This is a genomic window from Oceanibaculum indicum P24 (genome assembly GCF_000299935.1).
Lineage (GTDB): Bacteria > Pseudomonadota > Alphaproteobacteria > Oceanibaculales > Oceanibaculaceae > Oceanibaculum > Oceanibaculum indicum.
The window spans coordinates 25,032-43,499 of record NZ_AMRL01000028.1 but is presented as its reverse complement, the minus strand read 5'-3'; the positions used below and the strand labels follow the sequence as shown (position 1 = coordinate 43,499).

General features: G+C 64.2%; 17 protein-coding genes. 7 read left to right on the top strand and 10 right to left on the bottom strand.

Annotated elements, in window-relative coordinates; genetic code table 11:
* Positions 1-159 precede the first annotated feature (159 nt).
* Both P24_RS19445 and P24_RS16290 read right to left on the bottom strand, forming a co-directional pair.
* Positions 160-963: a response regulator gene (locus P24_RS19445; protein ID WP_008945843.1), complete on the bottom strand. Its 804-nt coding sequence runs from the start codon at positions 961-963 to the stop codon at positions 160-162.
* A 106-nt stretch (positions 964-1,069) separates the two neighbouring features.
* On the bottom strand, positions 1,070-2,209 hold the full coding sequence (locus P24_RS16290; protein ID WP_008945842.1) for an NAD(P)/FAD-dependent oxidoreductase: 1,140 nt from the start codon (positions 2,207-2,209) through the stop codon (positions 1,070-1,072).
* 248 nt (positions 2,210-2,457) lie between these two features.
* On the opposite strand from P24_RS16290, the gene P24_RS16285 reads away from it, so the two are divergent.
* The 5 genes from P24_RS16285 (at position 2,458) to P24_RS20165 (ending at position 6,861) form a co-directional block, all read left to right on the top strand.
* A complete protein-coding gene (locus P24_RS16285; RefSeq protein WP_008945841.1) occupies positions 2,458-3,261 on the top strand; it encodes a DUF1217 domain-containing protein in 804 nt (267 codons plus the stop codon).
* A 7-nt stretch (positions 3,262-3,268) separates the two neighbouring features.
* Positions 3,269-3,655, top strand: a complete 387-nt coding sequence (locus P24_RS16280; RefSeq protein WP_008945840.1) for a tetratricopeptide repeat protein — start codon at positions 3,269-3,271, stop codon at positions 3,653-3,655.
* Between the two features lie 89 nt (positions 3,656-3,744).
* The gene (pseB, locus tag P24_RS16275) at positions 3,745-4,818 is read left to right on the top strand and encodes a UDP-N-acetylglucosamine 4,6-dehydratase (inverting) (RefSeq protein WP_008945839.1); all 1,074 of its coding nucleotides are present in this window, start codon (positions 3,745-3,747) and stop codon (positions 4,816-4,818) included.
* Positions 4,815-6,053 (top strand): UDP-4-amino-4,6-dideoxy-N-acetyl-beta-L-altrosamine transaminase, encoded by a 1,239-nt coding sequence (gene pseC / locus P24_RS16270; protein ID WP_008945838.1) that lies wholly within the window; start codon positions 4,815-4,817, stop codon positions 6,051-6,053. Before pseB ends, pseC begins: the two co-directional genes overlap by 4 nt.
* 247 nt (positions 6,054-6,300) lie before the next feature.
* Positions 6,301-6,861, top strand: a complete 561-nt coding sequence (locus tag P24_RS20165) for a hypothetical protein (RefSeq protein WP_156816351.1) — start codon at positions 6,301-6,303, stop codon at positions 6,859-6,861.
* A 235-nt stretch (positions 6,862-7,096) separates the two neighbouring features.
* Here P24_RS20165 and P24_RS16265 read toward each other — a convergent pair whose 3' ends face one another.
* A complete protein-coding gene (locus P24_RS16265) occupies positions 7,097-10,408 on the bottom strand; it encodes a tetratricopeptide repeat protein (protein ID WP_008945837.1) in 3,312 nt (1,103 codons plus the stop codon).
* A gap of 142 nt (positions 10,409-10,550) precedes the next feature.
* Positions 10,551-11,306 (bottom strand): crotonobetainyl-CoA--carnitine CoA-transferase, encoded by a 756-nt coding sequence (locus tag P24_RS16260; RefSeq protein ID WP_008945836.1) that lies wholly within the window; start codon positions 11,304-11,306, stop codon positions 10,551-10,553.
* Between the two features lie 168 nt (positions 11,307-11,474).
* Between P24_RS16260 and pseI the strand changes: the two genes are divergently transcribed.
* Positions 11,475-12,542 (top strand): pseudaminic acid synthase, encoded by a 1,068-nt coding sequence (gene pseI, locus P24_RS16255; protein WP_040708122.1) that lies wholly within the window; start codon positions 11,475-11,477, stop codon positions 12,540-12,542.
* Positions 12,543-12,552: 10 nt separating this feature from the next.
* On the opposite strand, the gene P24_RS16250 is transcribed toward pseI, so the two are convergent.
* The 6 genes from P24_RS16250 to P24_RS16225 all read right to left on the bottom strand — a co-directional run bounded on the left by P24_RS16250 (position 12,553) and on the right by P24_RS16225 (position 17,206).
* Positions 12,553-13,224 carry an HAD family hydrolase gene (locus P24_RS16250; RefSeq protein WP_008945834.1) on the bottom strand — a complete coding sequence of 224 codons (672 nt, stop codon included), beginning with the start codon at positions 13,222-13,224 and terminating at the stop codon, positions 12,553-12,555.
* Positions 13,221-14,186, bottom strand: coding sequence for an ATP-grasp domain-containing protein (locus P24_RS16245; RefSeq protein WP_008945833.1), 966 nt, complete (start codon positions 14,184-14,186; stop codon positions 13,221-13,223). Before P24_RS16245 ends, P24_RS16250 begins: the two co-directional genes overlap by 4 nt.
* Entirely contained in the window at positions 14,176-14,772 is a 597-nt protein-coding gene (locus P24_RS16240; RefSeq protein ID WP_008945832.1) for a GNAT family N-acetyltransferase, read from the bottom strand. The genes P24_RS16245 and P24_RS16240 overlap by 11 nt, the downstream gene beginning before the upstream one ends.
* 5 nt (positions 14,773-14,777) lie before the next feature.
* Complete coding sequence (locus P24_RS16235; RefSeq protein WP_008945831.1) at positions 14,778-15,665, bottom strand: class I SAM-dependent methyltransferase; 888 nt, start codon at positions 15,663-15,665, stop codon at positions 14,778-14,780.
* 6 nt (positions 15,666-15,671) lie between these two features.
* On the bottom strand, positions 15,672-16,367 hold the full coding sequence (pseF, locus tag P24_RS16230) for a pseudaminic acid cytidylyltransferase (RefSeq protein WP_008945830.1): 696 nt from the start codon (positions 16,365-16,367) through the stop codon (positions 15,672-15,674).
* Positions 16,368-16,441: 74 nt separating this feature from the next.
* A complete protein-coding gene (locus P24_RS16225) occupies positions 16,442-17,206 on the bottom strand; it encodes an SDR family NAD(P)-dependent oxidoreductase (RefSeq protein ID WP_008945829.1) in 765 nt (254 codons plus the stop codon).
* 181 nt (positions 17,207-17,387) lie between these two features.
* Between P24_RS16225 and P24_RS16220 the strand changes: the two genes are divergently transcribed.
* Complete coding sequence (locus tag P24_RS16220) at positions 17,388-18,335, top strand: acetamidase/formamidase family protein (protein WP_008945828.1); 948 nt, start codon at positions 17,388-17,390, stop codon at positions 18,333-18,335.
* Positions 18,336-18,468 lie beyond the last annotated feature (133 nt).

Here is an 18,468-nt window from a genome sequence, read left to right as displayed (position 1 = left end):
GGGCCGCCATTATGGCCGATGCCGAAGGGCGGGAATGTCGGGATATCGGGGCGGGGAATGCGGCGGATATAGCGGGGCACTGTGTCGGGGCGCCTTGGCGCCAGCAGGGAGGGACGCGGCCACTATAGGAAGGAGCAGGGTCTTGCTCCACCCAATAAATCAGCGTGCCTCTATCGTCGGCGTGCCAAGGACGGGACGCAGGCTGATGCCGATCAGCCGTTCGACCGTCCGGCCGATCTCCTTCAAATTCAGCGGTTTCTGGTAGAGTTCGACGACCGCGTTGCGCAGCTTCTTCCAGGTCAGGTCGCTGACCGGGTTGCCGGTCACGACGATGATGTGCGGCCGCTTTTCGCAGGCCTGCAGCTCCGCGATCAGCCCTTCGCCGTCCAGCACCGGCATGTCGAGATCGGTGATGACCAGGTCGGCGGGATCGGACACCATCAGGTCGAGCGCCTCACGGCCATTGCTGACAACGCTGACACGGTAGCCGCGCCAGGCGACATAGCGGGTCAGGATTTCCGCCGTCGCCGGTTCGTCCTCGACGATCAGCACATGCGGGACGCGGGTGGCGTCACTCTGTACCGGCCGCGCCAGATGACGGCGCAGTAAGGCGGCGATGCCCTTCTCGTCGTAATTTTCCAGCACGAAGCAGCCGCTGGCGCCGTGATAATCGGCAACACGGCTGTCCATCTCCTCCAGCATCGGTACCACCGCCAGGATCGGCAGGGTCGGGGCGAGGCAGCGCAGCACCGGGATGCTGCCGAGATCGATGGCCGTCCCCTCGCGGCTGTCGAGGATCACCAGATCGACGCCTCCAGCCTGCAGGCGTGCGGCGGCCTGGCCGATGGTCTCCGCCGTGGCGACGCGAAACGACTCATCCGCCGCTTCCAGCATCGCGCGAATCGACACCCGCCGGCTGGCGATGTCGCCGACCAGGAGGATGTTCACGATGCTGTCAGTCATAGCGGGCATAGGATTCTCGGTTATGGACAACGCAAAGGCGCTCTCAATCCGCCGAGGGTACCCGCCAATCCTTTACGAATCCTTAGCCGCCTGAAAATTCTGACGATTATGACTCTTGCAGCGCCGGCCGGTCCGGCGCCAGATCGGCCGCCGACACGCCGAAGCCCGCAATATCCGCCGGCAGGCCATTGCCGGTAGCGAGGCTCGCCGTAAGCCGGCCCATGGCAGGTGCGGTCTGGATGCCATAGCCGCCCTGACCGGCCAGCCAGAAGAATCCCTTCGTCTCCGGCGCGAATCCCGCGACCATGGTGCGGTCGGCGACGAAGCTGCGCAGCCCCGCCCAGCGCGAGGCGAGGCGGCGGATCTGGAATATGGTCGCCTGTTCGATCCGGTCCACGGCGATGGCGATGTCCATCTCGTCCGGCTGCGCATCGCAGGGCGGCGAGTCGATCTCGTCCGCCGGGCTGCCCATCAGCCGGCCGGATTCGGGCCGAAAATACCAGTTCTCCTCGGCATCGACGACGGCGGGCAGGGCATGGACATCCATGCCGTCCGGCGCATCGAAGGTGAAGGCGGTGCGGCGCTTGGGCTGCAATCCCACCTTCGCTACGCCGGCCAGGGCGGCGATCTCGTCCGCCCAGGCGCCTGCCGCGTTCACCACCACGGCGGCGGAGAAGCTGCCGGCGCGGGTCTCGACGCGCCAGCCATCGCCCTCGCGCGCCAGGCTGGTGATCTCTGCATCGGTGACGATCTGTCCGCCGGCGGCGCGGATGCCGCGCAGATAGCCCTGATGGATGGCGTTCACATCCATGTCGCGCTCGCCCTCATTATAGAAGCCGGCGACGGCATAGCCCTCGCGCAGCACCGGCGCGTGGCGCAGCACACCGGCGGCATCCAGCCATTCGACGCCGGGTAGCGTCGCCCGGGTCTCTTCATAGGCCTTTTCCAGAATCGGCATCTGCTCGGCGGTTGCCACGATCATCGCGCCGCGCGGGGTCAGCAGCGGCGCCTCGGTGAATCCTTCCGGCGGGGCCTCGAAGAAGGCGCGGCTGGCGCGGGTCAGCGCGCGGATCGGGGCGTTGCCATAGCCTTCCGCGAACAGTGCCGCCGACCGGCCGGTCGTGTGATAGCCGGGCTGGCTTTCCTTCTCGGCCAGGATGACGCGGCCATGCTTGGCCAGCTCGTAGCCGGCGGACGCGCCGGCGATACCGCCACCGATTACCAGGAAGTCGCAGGTTTCAGTCATTTCAGGAGTACGCCTCGATACGCAGGAGAAGGACAGGCGGGCCGGGCAAGGAACACCCGGCAATAACTGCCGGCCTGCCATTTGTTCGACGCGCCGACCATCGGCCAGCCCCGGCGGAAGGTCAATGGCAATTGCCGGAAACCGGCCATTCGCCTTGGTCCGTGTTCTGAGTGGGATAGCTGGCCCGCCTCTTGCTTCCCTGCCTCCCCAAGAGGTTCGCAAGTGTTTCGCAAGAGAAGGGGAAAGCCATGCAGATCGGAACCGGGACCAGTGGGAGCGGCATGTCCTCCCTGCTGCTGTTCAGGACGCTGCAGCATTCGGGCGACGCGCAGAAGCAGCAGTTCGCCAAGCAGCCACAGATGCAGCGGGAGATCGATTACTTCCTGGAGAATGCGAAGAAGATCGAATCGCCAGAGGATTTCTTCAAGGACCGCCGCCTAATGCAGGTGGCGCTGGGCGCGTTCGGTCTGGAGCAGGAGCTGAACTACACCGCGCGCATCAAGACGATCATGACCGAGGACCCCGCGGCGAAGGAGTCGCTGGTCAACCGGATGGCCGAACCGCGCTACAAGCAGATTTCGGAAGCCTTCGATTTCTCCGGCTCGGGCGTGGAGAAGCTGAAGGACGAGAAGTTCCTCAAGGAAATCACCGACAAGTACCTGACCAACCAGTTCGAGAAGAATCTGGGCGGTGGCAACGAGTCGCTGCGCGAGGCCGCCTATTTCCGCCGCAAGGTCGCCGAGGTTGCCGAGGATGGCGATATCTACAAGCTGATGGGCGACAAGGTGCTGCGCTCGGTGATTACCGACACGCTGCGCATCCCCAAGGAGATCGTGAACCAGTCCCTGGAACGCCAGGCAAAGGTCATCGAATCCAAGGTTAAGCCGGAGGATTTCAAGGACCCGGCCTTCGTGGACAAGTTCATCGCCCGCTTCCTGACGCAGAAGGACGCCGAGGCGCAGCTCGCCAACATGGGTGGCGGCTCCTTCGGCTCCTCGGGCCAGATCGCTCTGCAGCTGCTGCAGGGTGGCAATCTCAACATCCTTGTGTGAGGCCGCTATGACCGACCTTTCCGCCATCCGCATCCTTCCGACGGACCCGGAGCATTATATCGGCCTTGGCCGGGAGCAGGAGGCGCGCGGCGATATCGACGACGCCATCGACAGCTACCGCACGGCGATCTTTCACGCGCCGCGCTCGGTGCCGGCACTGACCGCGCTGGGCGACCTGCTGGTGCGGCTCGGCCAGAATGATGCCGCCGTACGCTGTTACCGGCTGGCGCTGCTGGTCGATCCGACCTGCCGCACCGCCGCCCGCAATGTCGCGCAGCTGAAGACAAGCGGCGAGGTCAGCCTGTATCGCCTCGGCCTCGCGCTGCATCCGATGCCGGAGATGGTCTCCCTCGGGACCGCGCGGGTCATGGATGACGCGGCGCTTGCCGACTGATATGATTCTTCACTAAGGGGCAGCCAACAGGAAAACCGTTTTGAATCCGCAATCTAGCGTATTCGCTGCGGTACTCGGCTGAGGGGGACATGGACATCGAAAAGCAGACAGTTACCGAGGGCGGCATCAGCGCGCCCAGCTTCTATCGCGACTTCCTGGACAAGGAAACCGACTTCAACGACAAGGTCATTCTGGTGACCGGCGGTACCGGGTCCTTTGGCCGTCACTTCGTGAAGCAGGTCATCTCACGCTATACGCCCAAGCGCCTCATCGTCTTCTCGCGCGACGAGATGAAACAGTATGAGATGGCGCAGGAATTCCCCACCGACCGCTATCCCTTCATGCGCTATTTCATCGGCGATGTGCGCAATGCCGAACGGCTGGAAATGGCGATGCGCGGCGTGGATTACGTGATCCATGCGGCGGCGATGAAGCATGTCTCGATTGCCGAGTACAACCCGTTCGAATGTATCCACACCAACGTCATGGGGGCGGAGAATGTGGTGCGCGCCGCCATCGGCGCGGGGGTGAAGCGGGTCATCGCCCTGTCCACCGACAAGGCGGCCAACCCGATCAACCTGTATGGCGCCAGCAAGCTGGCCTCCGACAAGATTTTCATCGCCGCCAACAATCTGGCGGGTGGCAATGGCTGCCGTTTCTCGGTCGTGCGCTATGGCAATGTGGTCGGCTCGCGCGGCAGCGTGGTGACCTTCTTCCAGAAGCTGATCGAGGAAGGGGCGGAGGACCTGCCGATCACTGATCTGCGCATGACGCGGTTCTGGATCACCCTGACGCAGGGCGTGAATTTCGTGCTGTCCTGCCTGCCGCTGATGCGCGGCGGCGAGATTTTCGTGCCGAAGATTCCCAGCATGCTGATGACGGAATTCGCCATCGCGCTGGCCCCGAATCTGAAACACCGGGTGGTGGGCATCCGTCCGGGCGAGAAGATCCACGAGGTGATGATCTCCTCCGACGATTCGCGCACCACTGTCGATCTGGGCGACCGTTACGTCATCCAGCCCTCCTTTGCCTGGTGGTCGCGCCCGTCCGGCTACAAGAATGCGAAGCCGGTTCCGGAGGATTTCGTCTATTCCAGCGACCGCAATGACGAATGGCTGGGCCGCGAGGATCTGGGCTTCTATCTGAAGGACAAGGTAGTGTGACGAAGGATAGCGGGGGCGCCGGGGCGTTCCTGCCCTATGGCCGTCAGCTCATCGAGGAGGACGATATCGCCGCCGTGGCCGCCGTGCTGCGCGGCGATTATCTGACCACCGGGCCGGAGGTTGACCGCTTCGAGGCAGACCTCGCGGCAGTGACGGAAGCACGCCACGCCGTGGCCTGCGCCAATGGCACGGCGGCTCTGCATCTGGCCGCGCTGGCGCTGGGCCTCGGCCCCGGCGACTGGGTGGTGGTGCCGACGGTCACCTTCCTCGCTACCGCCAATGCCGCGCGCTATGTCGGGGCGGAGGTGGTGTTCGCCGATGTCGATCCCGATACCGGGCTGATGACGCAGGCGGCGCTGGAGCAGGCGCTCGCCCGCGTGCCGGCTGAAGGCAAGGCGAAGGCGGTGTTCAACGTGCATCTGGGCGGGCCGGTCGGCGATGTCGAGGGCATCCATGCCATTGCCCGCCGGCAGGGGCTTGCCATCGTCGATGATGCCAGCCACGCGCTGGGCACGCGCTACCGCGATCCGTCGGGGGCGTGGAACGCCGTCGGCTCCGGCGCGCATGCCGACATGACCACTTTCTCCTTCCATCCGGTGAAGACGGTGACGATGGGCGAGGGCGGGGCGGTCACCACCAACGATCCTGGCCTGGCGGCCCGGCTGCGGGCCTTCCGCAGCCACGGCATGACCCGCACGCCGGAGGAATTCACCGAAACCGACCTTGCTTTCGATGCGGAGGGGCGTGCGAACCCCTGGTATTACGAGATGCCGGAACCCGGCTTCAATTACCGGGCGACCGACTTTCAGTGCGCGCTGGGCCGCAGCCAGCTGGCTAAGCTGCCGCGCTTCGCCGCCACGCGGCTGGCCCTGTCGCGGCGCTATGACGAGTTGCTGGCCGACTGGGCGCCGGTGGTGACGGGCCTCCACAAGCGTGACGGGCTGGAGCCGGCACTGCATCTGCACCCGGTCCTGATCGACTTCCAGCGTGTCGGGCTGGACCGGGCGGCGGTGATGAACCGGCTGCGCGGCAAGGGCATCGGCACGCAGGTTCATTACATCCCTGTCCATCTGCAGCCCTATTACCGCCAACGGTATGGCGCGGTGTCACTGCCGGGCGCGGATGCCTATTACGCGCGCTGCCTGTCCATGCCGCTGTTCGCCGGCATGGAAGAGGGCGATGTGGACCGCGCGGTCGCGGCGCTGGGCGAGGTGCTGGGCCTCGGCAACCGCTAGGTACCGTTGGCTCCTCCCCCATCCGTCATTCCCTCGCTTGTCGCGGGAATCCATGTATCGGTAGTTTCTCAGTCTGAATTTCGACCTCGACTCGATTGCAGACGTAAGTATCGTTCTCCTAGTGTTTCGAACCGACCGTACGATCAGTGAAACAGAATACTGTAAACCTGTTTCTAATTCTGTGTTTCATAACGCCGCTTTATATTGAAGGAGTTCAACCAGTAGCAGCGGTGGCGGAGAGATGATCATGCGAATTATCACAACCTGGATGTATTTTGATCCCTCGCAGGTTGCAGGCGATGAGAGCTATCGCCGCGGCAGAGGGCGCGGCGATAAAGTCGAGCCGGGGATTGGAATCGCTTGGTGTGCCGGAGACACGTCGACTCTAATGCCAATTTCGAGCCTCAAAGCTTTCCGTAAATTACAGGATTTAAACGAGGAATTTAACGAGACAGCTTTACATAGATATATTGACGCATTCCTTCTTGATGAAGACGAATTCGATTTTTCTAGGCCAGATCGGTCAATTAAGAATTCTGACCTTGTTGATTTCGTAATCAATGAACCTTTTGTTATTCAACGTTCTCCGCCTGATTTGCTGAGCTTGAAAGGCGCGATCACTAAGACTAATTTTCCAGTATGGATCGGGACATATATGGGATGGAGTGTGGTTCCCGGTGACTCCGTGCTGTTATTTATCTCCGTACCCGGCGGAATAATAATCGTGAGTTCCGCAGTCGGTTTGGCAAATGCTCTTGGGTCAGGTCTGAGCACTTCGGTCAAGCGCCTTTTCCGTAAAAAGGAGTAAGGTTTGCCGGAGAGCAAGAAATTAGAATTAAAGATTCGGTTTCAGAACAGATTTGATTAATGATCGCTCTCTCGCAGTTCAAAAAAAACGTCATTCCTGGGCTTGTCCCGGGAATCCAGGCTTCGGTTCGCTGGATCGAAGCCCGTATGGGCTGCACCGTGGACCCCCGCAACAGGTGCGGGGGTGACGGAAAGAATGAAGTGACGGTAGGAGTGACGTGAGGAGAAGGGGAGGGCTAGAACCTCTCCCGCAGGATTTCCGCCGCGCGGTCGAGCATCGGCACCTCCGGCGTGCCGCGCACCGGCGTCACGCTGGGCTGGAACGGGAAGCGGTCAGTGCCGAGAGACAGCCAGCTTGCCCCCAGCAGCAGGGTCGGCACGCCCAGCGCGCCGGCCATCGCCTGGACGGCGGTCGGCGCGGTGATCACCATATCCAGCGCTGTGATCAGTGCTGCCGTTTCGTCCAGATCATTGCGCTGATCGACATCGGTGAAGTTCTGGATCGTGACACCGAATTGCCGGGCGGCGGCGGCCAGTTCCTCGGCGCAATCGTCATATTGCAAATTCACGAAGCGCAGGCCCGGCAGTGTAAGGATCGGGCCCCATTCGGCCAGTTCGGTATAGAAGCGTCGCCGGTCGGGCGTGCGCAGGCCGCTGCGCCAGCATATGCCGATCTTCGGTTCCGGCCCCAGCTTCTCCAGCCTTTTGCGCCAGCTGTCGATGCGCTGGTCATCCGCCTTCAGATAGCCGCCGGTCGCCGGGAAATCCTCCGGCCTTTGCCGCAGGTAAAGCGGCAGGCTGCCGACCGGGCAGGCGTAATCATGCTTTTCGGTCAGCCAGTCATAGGTATAGACGATGTTGCCGTCTTCTCCGGTTCTGGTGCTGGCATGGACATGGATGCCGGGGAAGGAGCGGCGGAACAGCGGCACCAGACGGGCCTCGACATCGAGGGTTACCTGCTTCGCCTTCGCCGCCACGTCAGGCAGGCAATTGGCAAAGAAGATCTGGTCGCCCAGCCCCTGTTCGCCTGACACCAGGATGGCCTTGCCGGACAGGTCCTCGCCCTGCCAGCGCGGCAGGCCGTGACGGTAATCGATGGCCTGTGCCATGCCGCGCTCAAGGCGGGCCTCGTAGCGCTGCCAGCCTTCCTGGATATGGCCGGTAGCCAGCAGATCGACGGCGTAGTTCAGCTGAAGCTGCCTATTGTCCGGCGCCAGTTCCAGGGCCTTGCGGTGGAGGTCCAGCCCTTTCTCCCCATTGCCGAGGATGCATTGCAGCATGGCGTAATTGCTGAACGGTTCGGGAAGCGAGGGGTCGAGGCGCAGCGCCTCCTCATAGAACAGGATCGCATTGTCGATATCGCCGGGTTCGTGGCGTTGCGACAGGGTGGCAGCGATGTTGTGCCAGAGCCGGGCTTCCTGCGGATAGCGGTTGATTGCCTCGCGGACGATGTCGATGGATTCCGCATGCCTGCCCATCTTGCGCAGGACGGAGCCGAGATTGTTGATGACCTCCACCGAGTCCGGATCGATCTGCAGCAGGGTCTGATACAGGGCGACGGCCGACTCCGGCTGCCCGGTCGCCGCCGCGATGTTGGCCGTGCCGAACAGGGCGTTCTTGTCGATGGGATTGGCGGCGAGGATTTCCTGGTAGATATCCAGCGCGGCAACATAATCGCCGGACTTGAAATAGTTGCTGGCCAGCTCGGCCTTTCGCGCGGTCTCGGCCTGTGCGGCAAGGGCGGGGTTCGCGGCATCACCCTTTTGCTGCTGCATCATCATCGAGAAGGAAGGCTTCTTCTTCTCGTCATGCCCCAGCACGGGCGGCGTATCGGTCTCGGGTGCCGTTTCCGGCAGCGCCACACTCCAGGTAAAGGCCTGCTTGCCCTGTTCTCGCAACGCCCTCGGGTCGGCCGCGATGGCGGCCAGCTCGCGCTGTACCTCGGCGAATAGGTTTCGCCACGGCGAATCCGGGTGGCGGCTGAAACACCGCATGCTGGGAAACCAGGGGCGGTTGCGGGTGCCGTGGCGCGTCCAGTCCGCTTCCAGGCTGAAGCGCCAGACCGGCATGCCCAGCGCGCCGGCAATCTCACCCACCGAGGTTGCCGCCGAGATGACCAGATCGATATTGGCCATCAGCGCGGCGGCGCCGTCGATGTCGTTGCGCTGGTCCAGCCCGTCGATATGGACAAGGTCGATGCCGTGCGCCTGGTTCAGCTCCGCCACTTCCTCGGCACTCGCATCATATTGCAGGCAGATGAAGCGGATGCCGGGGATGGAAAACAGCGGCTTCACATCCTCGATCTCGGCATAGGCAAGGTTACGGTCGCGGCTGCGCAACTGGCTGCGCCAGCAGAGGCCGACCTTGACGCCGTCGCCCAGGGCATCGATGCGCTTCTTCCAGTACGCCATGCGGGCGGGGTCGGCCCGCAGGTAACCGGGGGTCTTCGGGAAATCGCCGATAGCGTTCCGGTACAGGCCCGGCAGGCTGCCCATCGGGATATGCGCGTCGGCATCGGGCACCGAAGGGGCGAAGGAATCCGAGGGCCTGACGAGCGCTTCAGGGATGGATCGGGCGAACAGCGGAACCAGACGTGTGTCGCATTCGACGATGACCTTGCGGGCCTGGCGGACCAGATCCGGAATGCAGGTGCCGAACATGATCTCGTCGCCGATGCCCTGCTCGCGCCAGACCAGGATCGACTTGTCCTGCGCGTCCTCGCCCGTCCAGCGCGGCTGTTCAAGGCGCCGCAGCGGGCGCCTCTCACCGAGCGGGAAGCCCAGCTCGTAGAGTTTCCAGCCCGGCTCCAGCTGGCCGACCTGAAGGTCGAGGGTGCCGTAGTTGAAGCGCGGGTCGATCAGCTCCGGGGACAGGGCCGAGGCACAGGCATATGCCTGCATGGCCTGCTCGTATTTGCCCTGGCGTCGCAGCGCATTGCCGAAGTTCGAATAGAGCGAGGCCATCGTCGGGTCGATCCGCAGCGCGCGGCGGAAGCAGTCTGTCGCCTCTTCCAGCCGCAGCAGCTTGCTGAGGACGATGCCGAGATTGTTCAGGGCCTGGGTGTAGTTCGGCTGGATATCGATCGCGATCCTGTACTGCTCGACCGCTTCGTCCAGCTTGTCCTGATCGCCAAAGATGGTGCCCAGATTATAATGTGCCTCCGCATACTGGCGCTTCAGTTCGGCCGCGCGGCGAAAACTGGCGACCGCCTTGTCCAGATCCTGTTTCAGCTTGTGATAGGTACCGGCGCTGTTGTGCGCTTCCGCATAGCGGGGGTCAGCCTCCAGCGCCTTGGCGACCAGTGCCAGCGCTTCGTCCAGCTGGCCGCGATCCTTGGCGATAAGGCTCAGAAAATGCAGCGCCGTCGCGTTGCGCGGCTGTCTCTCCAGTATCTGAAGATAGATCGCCTCGGCCTCGGCCTCGCGCCCGGCCCTGTGATGGGCGACCGCTGTCTGCAACATCTGCGTCAGCGGCACACCCTTGCCGGAAGCGAGGGGGGTAGTAGCAGTGATCTGCTTCTGATTGGCGCGGCGTTGCTTGCGGTTCATCTCTGGCTTGCCGGGGAAAGGGGGCGGACAAGGCGGATCAGCTCACGGGCGGACATACAAGAACACCGTCCGGTTCCCCAGCAGGGTAGTAATAGTGGGGTGCCGATGCCAGACATTATGCCCCGCGCTGCGCCGGCCTGCTTCATTCGATCACCATGTAGGAGGTCAGCGGGCTCGACGGGTCGCGGCGGATGGCGTAGCGCGACAGGCCCAGCACCTCGCGCACGGCAAGGGTTTCGCCTGGGAATTCGGGCATGTTCAGCTCGTCGAAGGCCAGCACGCTGCCCTTTGTCAGATGCGGCAGGATCGCCTCCAGGCAGTCGCGCGTCGGCTTGTAGATATCGAAGTCGAAATAGGCCAGCGCGACGATGGTTTCCGGGTGCTCCTGCAGATAGGCGGGCAGGGTTTCGGTGGCGTCGCCCTTGACCAGCCTGTGCTTGGTCTTGTGCGGTATCGGCGCATTCTGGGTATGGAAGCCGAGTATATCCTCCAGCTCACCCATCCAGTTTTCGGCAACGCCGTAATCGCCTGCCTGCACGCGCCCGCCATCCTCCGGGCCGACCGACGGAAAGCCCTCGAAGGTGTCGAAGCCGATCACCATGCGGTTGTAGTTGTAGGGCTCATGGATGCCGCGCAGCGCCGAGAACAGCGCCATGTTCTGCCCCCAGCGCACGCCGAATTCCATGATCACGCCATGCACCGGCACGATCATCCGGTAGAGCATCTGCATGAAATTGATGCGCGACAGGGTCTGGCGGGTGAGGTAGAGGCCGATATTGTCCAGCAGTTCCTGATCCGGAATAGGCGAGTTGCGCAGGCGCCGCACCAGCTCCAGCTTGCGCTCGGATTCGGATTGCGTCGAGCCGACGAGGGTACGGATGGGCTTGTCTTCGGCCATGCTTCGGCTCCTTCGGTCATGCTGCGGCACGTCACGACAACAGGCTGTGGCGCACACCCCCACTTTGCGTATATCATGGGGTTAGTCATTACTACACCACAAGATGCGGCGGTTGTGCAGGGGGTTGAGCTCCGGCGCCGCATCCGGCACAGGCGGAAAGGTGCGGCCATGCCTCCCATGATGACCATTGACGGCCGGCCGGTCGGGCCGGGTCATCCGCCCTATATCGTGGCGGAGATGTCGGGCAATCATAATGGCGATATCGGACGCGCACTCGCCATCCTGGACGCGGCGAAGGCGGCCGGTGCCGATTCGGTGAAGCTGCAGACCTACCGCGCCGATACCATCACCATCGACCATGACGGGCCGGATTTCCGCGTCGGCAAGGGGCTGTGGGAAGGCCAGCGCCTGTATGACCTGTACCAGGACGCGCATACGCCGTGGGAATGGCACGAACCGCTGTTCCGGCACGCGCGGGAAATCGGCATCACCATCTTCTCCGCCCCGTTTGACCCGACTGCGGTCGAACTGCTGGAATCGCTGGATGCGCCGGTTTACAAGATCGCCTCGTCGGAAATCGTCGATATCCCGCTGATCCGGCTCGTGGCGCGGACCGGCAAGCCGCTGATCCTGTCCACCGGCATGGCGACCTTCGAGGAGATCGAGGAGGCGGTGGCCGCCGCGCGCGAGGCCGGGGCGAAGGAGATCGCCGTCCTGCACTGCATCAGCGCCTATCCGACGCCGATCGAGCGCGCGAACCTGTCGAACATTCCCGATCTGGCGGCGCGGCTGGGCACGGTGGTCGGACTGTCTGACCATTCGATGGGCACGCTGGCCTCCACCGTGGCAATCGGGCTGGGCGCCTCACTGATCGAGAAGCATTTCACCCTGGCCCGCGCCGATGGCGGCGTGGACAGCGCCTTCTCGCTGGAGCCGGCGGAGCTGGCAACGCTGGTGGCCGATACGTGCGCGGCGCAGGCCGCCCTGGGCACGCCCGTCTATGGCCCGACCGAGGCGGAGCAGGATTCCTTGCGGTTCCGCCGCTCGCTCTATGTCGTGGCGGATGTGAAGAAGGGCGAGACGATTACCGAGGCCTCGGTGCGCTCCATCCGCCCGGCACACGGGTTGCTGCCGAAATATCTGGATGCCGTGCTGGGCCGCAAGGCGTCGCGTGACCTGAAGCGCGGCGAGGCGTTCAAGGCCGATATGGTGGAAGGCGGCGTGCCCGGGGCCTAACCAGGAGGCTTTAACCTCGTTCCATCTCCGCCAGCAGGGAAGAGAAGGAAAACAGGTCGGGGATGGTGTGGCGCGCCTCGAAGCCCGGTTTCGCCACGACATGCCGGTGCCGGCCGGTCAGCACGCGCACGGTCTGCGCGCCCAGCGGATTCAGCCCGACGAAATCCTTCGACGGATCGTCGGCGATATAGACAATCTGCCGCCAGTCCGCTTTTTCCCGCCGCCGGATCAGCTCGAAGCAGTAGGGCGAGGGCTTGGCGTGCCGGATGCCGTAGCGGTGCGTGATGAAGCATTTGCGGAACAGCGGCGCGATGCCGAGTGCTTCCACCTTGTTGGCCTGCACGATCTTGTGCCCGTCAGTGACGAGATAGAGCGGATAGGCCGACAAGGAGGGCAGCAGCGAAGCCGCTTTCGGGAACAGCGACAGCGTCGGTTTGTGGTGGCGGTAGGCCTTCACACAGGCCGCAACCAGCGCCTTGCCGTGCTGCCCATGCGCCGCCAGCCAGCGGTCGAACACCGCGCCACGCCCCTCGCGCACCAGCGTCTCCAGCATCTGCGCCAGCGAGTCCTGTTCGTCCCAGCCGAATTGCTGCTTGCCGAAACGGGCGACGGCGCGGAAGCCGCTCTCGACGAAGCGGCTTTCGTCGTACAGCGTGTCGTCGAGGTCGAAGACCAGGATCATGCCGGCAGGATGAAATGCGTGTCGGCGGGCAGGCGCACCTGCCGCACCTCGCCGGAAATGCGGGCGAAGGGCAGGGCGACGACATCCTTGCCCGCGGCCTCTGCGAGGCTCCAGTACAGCGAGTCCAGCCCGGCAGCGATGCCGGCGGTGGAGGCGCCGCCGAACCGGCTGTTGCATTCTATGATGTGCGGCTGGCTGGCCCTGTCGATCAGGATCTGCATGACCACCGGCCCGCAGAGCTGCAGCGCTTCCAGCGCCGTACGGGCGGCATCCTCAATGGCGGCATCGCGGAATGTCGTCGTCACCTGCGATTCGCCGTCCACCACCCGGTCGCGGCGACGCAGGACCAGCCCCTTCATCTTGTGGTTTCTGTCGATCCAGGCATCGACGCTGATTTCCATACCTTCGATGAAGGGCTGGAAGATCGGCGCGGTCAGCCCCTTGGCATGCTCCTGCGCGGAAGCCGCATCGAGGTTCAGGCCGATGGCGCGCGAGCCGGCGCCGAATCTCTCCTTAACGGCGTAGGGAGCGGGGCCGGCATCCTCCAGCCCTTCGAAGGCCGGAATGAAGGGCAGGCCACCCGACTGTCCGAAGCGCGCGAAGGCCAGCTTGTCGAGGCAGCGCGTCACGCTCTCCTCCGGCGAGACCAGCACCGCGATGCCCTCGCCGGCGAAGCGTGCCTTGTGCCGCGCCCAGAACAGCAATTCGCCATCGCGCGTCGGCAATACGAAGCCGATGCCACGCTCCCTGCAGCCGGCAATCAGCGCGTCCAGTGCCGTATCGTCTGTGCGCGGCATGACCCAGAACCCGTCGGCGACATATTGCGCCGGGGCGTCCGGGTCGAGATCGCCGGCCAGCACCTGCATGTCGGGCGACAGTTTCCGCGCGGCGCTGATCGCTGCGCGCAGCAGCGGGATCTTGCGCGCGGCACTGGTCACCAGAAGATGGCGGTTACTGCTCATCCGCCCACTCACCGTCTCCGGCAAGACAGCCCTGCAGGATCGAATCGACCGGCTGCCCGCCGATCCAGACATGCTGGCGCAGCACGCCTTCCCGCCGGAAGCCGTTCTCTTCCAGCATGGCGACGTAATGCGGGCGGATCGCATAGGTCTCGGTGCACAGCCGGTTCAGCCCAAGATCGGCGAAGGCCAGCCTTTTCATCAGGCCAAGAAAGGCACCGAAATAGCGGGCAACGACCTTCTCGTCGCCGATATGAACCGGGTCGAGCAGGAAGGAGACCTCGGCCCGCCGGTGCGCCCAGGCGACATGCACCAGCCCGCCATAGCCGATCAGCCGGTCCTCTTCCCGATAGCTGACCAGAATCGTGTCTGGCTGCGAACTGTCGAGCTGTGGCCAGATATGCCGCGCGAAATAGGCCTCCTGCTGCTCTGGCGTGATCGGCGCGGCCTGGCGCAGCACATCGATCTGCGCATTGCGCCACTGCCGGATCGCCTCGATCTCCGTCTTCTGCACCGCGCGTACCGACAGGCTGCCGGCTTCCAGTACCGGATGCGGCATGCAGGCATAGGTGACGGGCGGGCTGTCCATCGGCGTCAGTCGCGCGGCATCAGGAAGGCGGTGATGTTGCGGCCCAGCCCGACCTCGGCCAGCGCGGCATAGAAGCGGTTCACCGCCTCGGCCGGCTGTTCGGCCAGCAGCAGTTCCATCTCCACGCGGGCGCGGTGCGCTGAAGCGCCCTGCGCGCGGTCGCGCACATAGTTGGAGCCGTCATGCATCAGAAACAGGTCGATGGGGAAGTCGCCGATGATCTCCCGGCAGTCCCAGCCGGTTGCCCCGGCGATGGAGCGCAGGCTCTCGCGCGTGAAATAGGCCAGATGGTCGGGCAGGGCGATCCAGAACCGCTCCGGAATATGGCCATCGGCCAGCAGCTTTTCCTGATAGGCGGAGCCGTCATTCGGCACGGTCACCGCCAGCACGCCGCCGGGGGCGACCAGCCGGCGCAGCCGTTCCAGCAGCCCGACCGGATCGGTCACATGTTCCAGCACGTTGGTCAGCCAGACGAGGTCGTGTTTTTCGCCAGCCTCGATACGCGTATCCAGCAGTCCGAACAGGTCGCCGGCAGTGACGGCGTCCGACAGATCGGGATTCATCGCCTTGATGCCGGCCAGGCTGTGATCAATCCCCTCGACGTGCCAGCCTTCGCGTCTGAACCAGGCCAGCGCGAAACCCTCGCCGCAGCCAACATCCAGGAAGCGGCCGGGCGTACCCGTGCCGCGCAGTCTTTCCGCCAGGGCCGCGCGCTGAGCGAGCTTGGCGTCGAAGAAGGCGTGCTCCTGCGCAGTGTAGGATTTCCGGTAGTTGCTGCGCTCCTGCTGGTAATAGCTGGCGTAATAGTCGCTCAGCTCCTGGGCGGTCGGCATCGGGGCCGCCTGGAGAAAACCCAGCGGATGGCGCTTGAGGCGGGAATCGTCGATCGTCATGCCCGGTCAGCCCTTATGCAGTTCCAGCAATCGGAAGAGGTGGGTGGCGCGGACCCAGTCATCCTCATTGTCGATATCCTGCACGCGCCAGCGCGGAATGCGCAGCGGAATGGTGTGTGGCGCGAACATCGGCTTGCCGGAACGCCAGGCCTCCGGCGTGCCCCAGTAGAACTGCGCCGCGTCATGCAGCGCCTCCGGCAAATCCTGGGATCGGGTGAGGGCATGTTCGGGGAAGAACATCTCCACCCCGCCTTCGGGCAATTGCCGGAAGGAGCGGAAGATCGGGGCGGGGAAGTCCGTGACGGTGAAGGCATAGGCCCAGTCGCCCGATTGCAGCAGGTCAAGTCCCGCGCGGATATCCTCGGCATGGATGAAGGGGGAGGCGGGGTAGAGGCAGCACACCGCCTCTACTGGCCAGCCCTGGTCCTGCATCCACTCCACGGCATGAGCGACAACCGGTGTGGTGCCGGTATGATCGTCGGCAAGGTCGGTCGGTCGGGTGAACGGCGTTTCCGCCCGCCATTCGCGCGCCACCTGCGCGATCTCGGCATCCTCGGTGGAGACGATGATATGGTCGAACAGGCCGGATTTCTGCGCCGCGATGATGCTCCAGGCGATCATCGGCCGGCCGCAGAAATCCTTGATGTTCTTGCGCGGGATGCGCTTGCTGCCGCCCCGCGCCGGGATCACCGCCACCTTCATCGGCTACCGTCCATGTCCAGCTCCCAATACCGCGCCCCATCCTCAACGGAAGCGGGGCGCGGATGCAAGCTGGATCAGAACTGGATGCGGTTGGTGTAGGCGCCATCCACGACCAGATTGGTGCCGGAGACGAAGCTGGCGGCCGGGCTCGCCAGGAACACGGCGGCGCGGGCCACTTCCTCCGGCGTGCCCATGCGGCCGGCGCGGTTCTTCTTCAGGAAATGCTCGTAGCGCGCCGGATCGTTGATCTTGGTGCGGCCCCATACGCCGCCCTCGAAATAGATCGTGCCGGGGGAAACAGTGTTGGCGCGGATGCCCTTGCCGGCATGCGCCTTGGCAAGGTTTGACATGTAGGCGACGACCGCCGCCTTCACCGTGTTGTAGGAGCGCACGGTATCGGCGGAAATCTCGATGCCCGACACGCTGGAGATGGCGACGATGGCGCCGTTGCCGGCCTTCTCCAGGAAGGGCAGGGCGGCCTCCACCGTGCGCATGGTGCCCATGATGTCCACCTCGACGCTGGCACGCCAGGCGCTCTCCTCATTGCCGCCGCCCATGGCGCTGACATTGGCGACGAGGATATCGATACCGCCCAGCTTCGCCGCCGCATCGGCGATGAAGCCGCGGATGCTGTCGCCATCGCCGACATCGGCGGTACCGCCATAGGCCTTCGCACCGGTGGCGGAGACGGCCTGAACGGCGGCCTTCACCTCATCCTCCTTGCGCGCGCAGAAGGCCACATCGCAGCCCTCGGCGGCCAGAATATCGACGATGGCGCGGCCAATGCCCCGTGTGCCGCCGGTGATAACGGCCTTCTTGCCCTTCAGTCCCAGATCCATGTTCGGTCTTTCTTGTGTGGTGTTTCGGTTTGATGGGCGGAGTGTAGGCAAGCCAGCAGAGATGCGCCATCGGCCCGATGATAGGAGCTGATATGCGGTCCTCTCCGCTCCAAAGGCACTGGCAAGCGCCGGCTCCCTCTGTTCAAATGCCGATCCCTTCCGAAAGACACGCAGGCTTCCCATGAGCAAGCATCACGAACTCTCCTCCAGCCCCGAAACCTGCCACTGGGGCGCGTTCGACGCAAAGATCAGGCCGGTGCTGGAGGTGGAGTCCGGCGACCGGGTGACGATCCACACTGTCTCCGGCGCGCCGGAGGTGATGCCGGGCGGCGACCTGAAGGTGCGCCCGGAGCTGAAGGAGATTCACCAGAAGTCACCGCGCCTGTTGCCCGGCCATATCCTCACCGGCCCGGTGGCGGTGAAGGGGGCAATGCCCGGCGACGTGCTGGAAGTGCGCATCATTGATGTGAAGCTGCGTGACGAATGGGGCTGGAACATCATCCGGCCGCTCGGTGGGACGCTGCCGGACGAGTTCCCGGAAACCCGCCTGATGCACATCCGCATGGATCTGGAAAAGATGGTGGCGAAGCTCCCCTGGGGCGTCGATCTGCCGCTCGACCCGTTCTTCGGCGTGATGGGCGTCGCCCCGCCGGCGGGCTGGGGCGCGCAGACCTCGATCATCCCGCGCGCCATGGGCGGCAATCTCGACATCAAGGAAATACGCCCCGGCGCCACGCTCTATCTGCCGGTGTTCAACGAGGGCGCGCTGTTCTCCTGCGGCGACGGCCATGCCGTGCAGGGCGATGGCGAGGTCTGCATCACCGCCATCGAGACGGCGCTGAGCGGGACCTTCGAATTCATCGTGCGCAAGGATATGAGCCTGAAACTGCCGCAGGCCGAAACCGCGAAGCACTACATCACCATCGGCCTCGACCCCGACCTCGACGAGGCGGCGAAGATCGCGCTGCGCGGCATGATCGAGCTGATCTGCGCCAAGTCCAACCTCAGCCGCGAGGACGCCTATACCCTGTGCAGCCTGGCCTGCGACCTGCGCGTCAGCCAGCTGGTGAACCAGCACAAGGGCATCCACGCCATGCTGCCGAAAACGGCGCTGCACGGCGGGAAGTAGTATCTGAACCCTGTCCCCAAACCCTCTCCTCTTGCGGGAGAGGGTGGTGAGCGTGAGCGAACCGGGTGAGGGGGCGGTTCCGTTCTTGCGATACCCCCTCACCCAGCTCCGCCTAATTCGCTCCGCTCATTAG

Excerpts from the sequence above, each read along its gene's own strand:
- P24_RS19445 (WP_008945843.1), bottom strand. The coding sequence starts at position 963 with ATGACTGACAGCATCGTGAACATCCTCCTGGTCGGCGACATCGCCAGC.
- P24_RS16290 (WP_008945842.1), bottom strand. The coding sequence starts at position 2,209 with ATGACTGAAACCTGCGACTTCCTGGTAATCGGTGGCGGTATCGCCGGC.
- P24_RS16285 (WP_008945841.1), top strand. The coding sequence starts at position 2,458 with ATGCAGATCGGAACCGGGACCAGTGGGAGCGGCATGTCCTCCCTGCTG.
- P24_RS16280 (WP_008945840.1), top strand. The coding sequence starts at position 3,269 with ATGACCGACCTTTCCGCCATCCGCATCCTTCCGACGGACCCGGAGCAT.
- pseB (WP_008945839.1), top strand. The coding sequence starts at position 3,745 with ATGGACATCGAAAAGCAGACAGTTACCGAGGGCGGCATCAGCGCGCCC.
- P24_RS20165 (WP_156816351.1), top strand. The coding sequence starts at position 6,301 with ATGCGAATTATCACAACCTGGATGTATTTTGATCCCTCGCAGGTTGCA.
- P24_RS16265 (WP_008945837.1), bottom strand. The coding sequence starts at position 10,408 with ATGAACCGCAAGCAACGCCGCGCCAATCAGAAGCAGATCACTGCTACT.
- P24_RS16260 (WP_008945836.1), bottom strand. The coding sequence starts at position 11,306 with ATGGCCGAAGACAAGCCCATCCGTACCCTCGTCGGCTCGACGCAATCC.
- pseI (WP_040708122.1), top strand. The coding sequence starts at position 11,475 with ATGCCTCCCATGATGACCATTGACGGCCGGCCGGTCGGGCCGGGTCAT.
- P24_RS16250 (WP_008945834.1), bottom strand. The coding sequence starts at position 13,224 with ATGATCCTGGTCTTCGACCTCGACGACACGCTGTACGACGAAAGCCGC.
- P24_RS16245 (WP_008945833.1), bottom strand. The coding sequence starts at position 14,186 with ATGAGCAGTAACCGCCATCTTCTGGTGACCAGTGCCGCGCGCAAGATC.
- P24_RS16240 (WP_008945832.1), bottom strand. The coding sequence starts at position 14,772 with ATGGACAGCCCGCCCGTCACCTATGCCTGCATGCCGCATCCGGTACTG.
- P24_RS16235 (WP_008945831.1), bottom strand. The coding sequence starts at position 15,665 with ATGACGATCGACGATTCCCGCCTCAAGCGCCATCCGCTGGGTTTTCTC.
- pseF (WP_008945830.1), bottom strand. The coding sequence starts at position 16,367 with ATGAAGGTGGCGGTGATCCCGGCGCGGGGCGGCAGCAAGCGCATCCCG.
- P24_RS16225 (WP_008945829.1), bottom strand. The coding sequence starts at position 17,206 with ATGGATCTGGGACTGAAGGGCAAGAAGGCCGTTATCACCGGCGGCACA.
- P24_RS16220 (WP_008945828.1), top strand. The coding sequence starts at position 17,388 with ATGAGCAAGCATCACGAACTCTCCTCCAGCCCCGAAACCTGCCACTGG.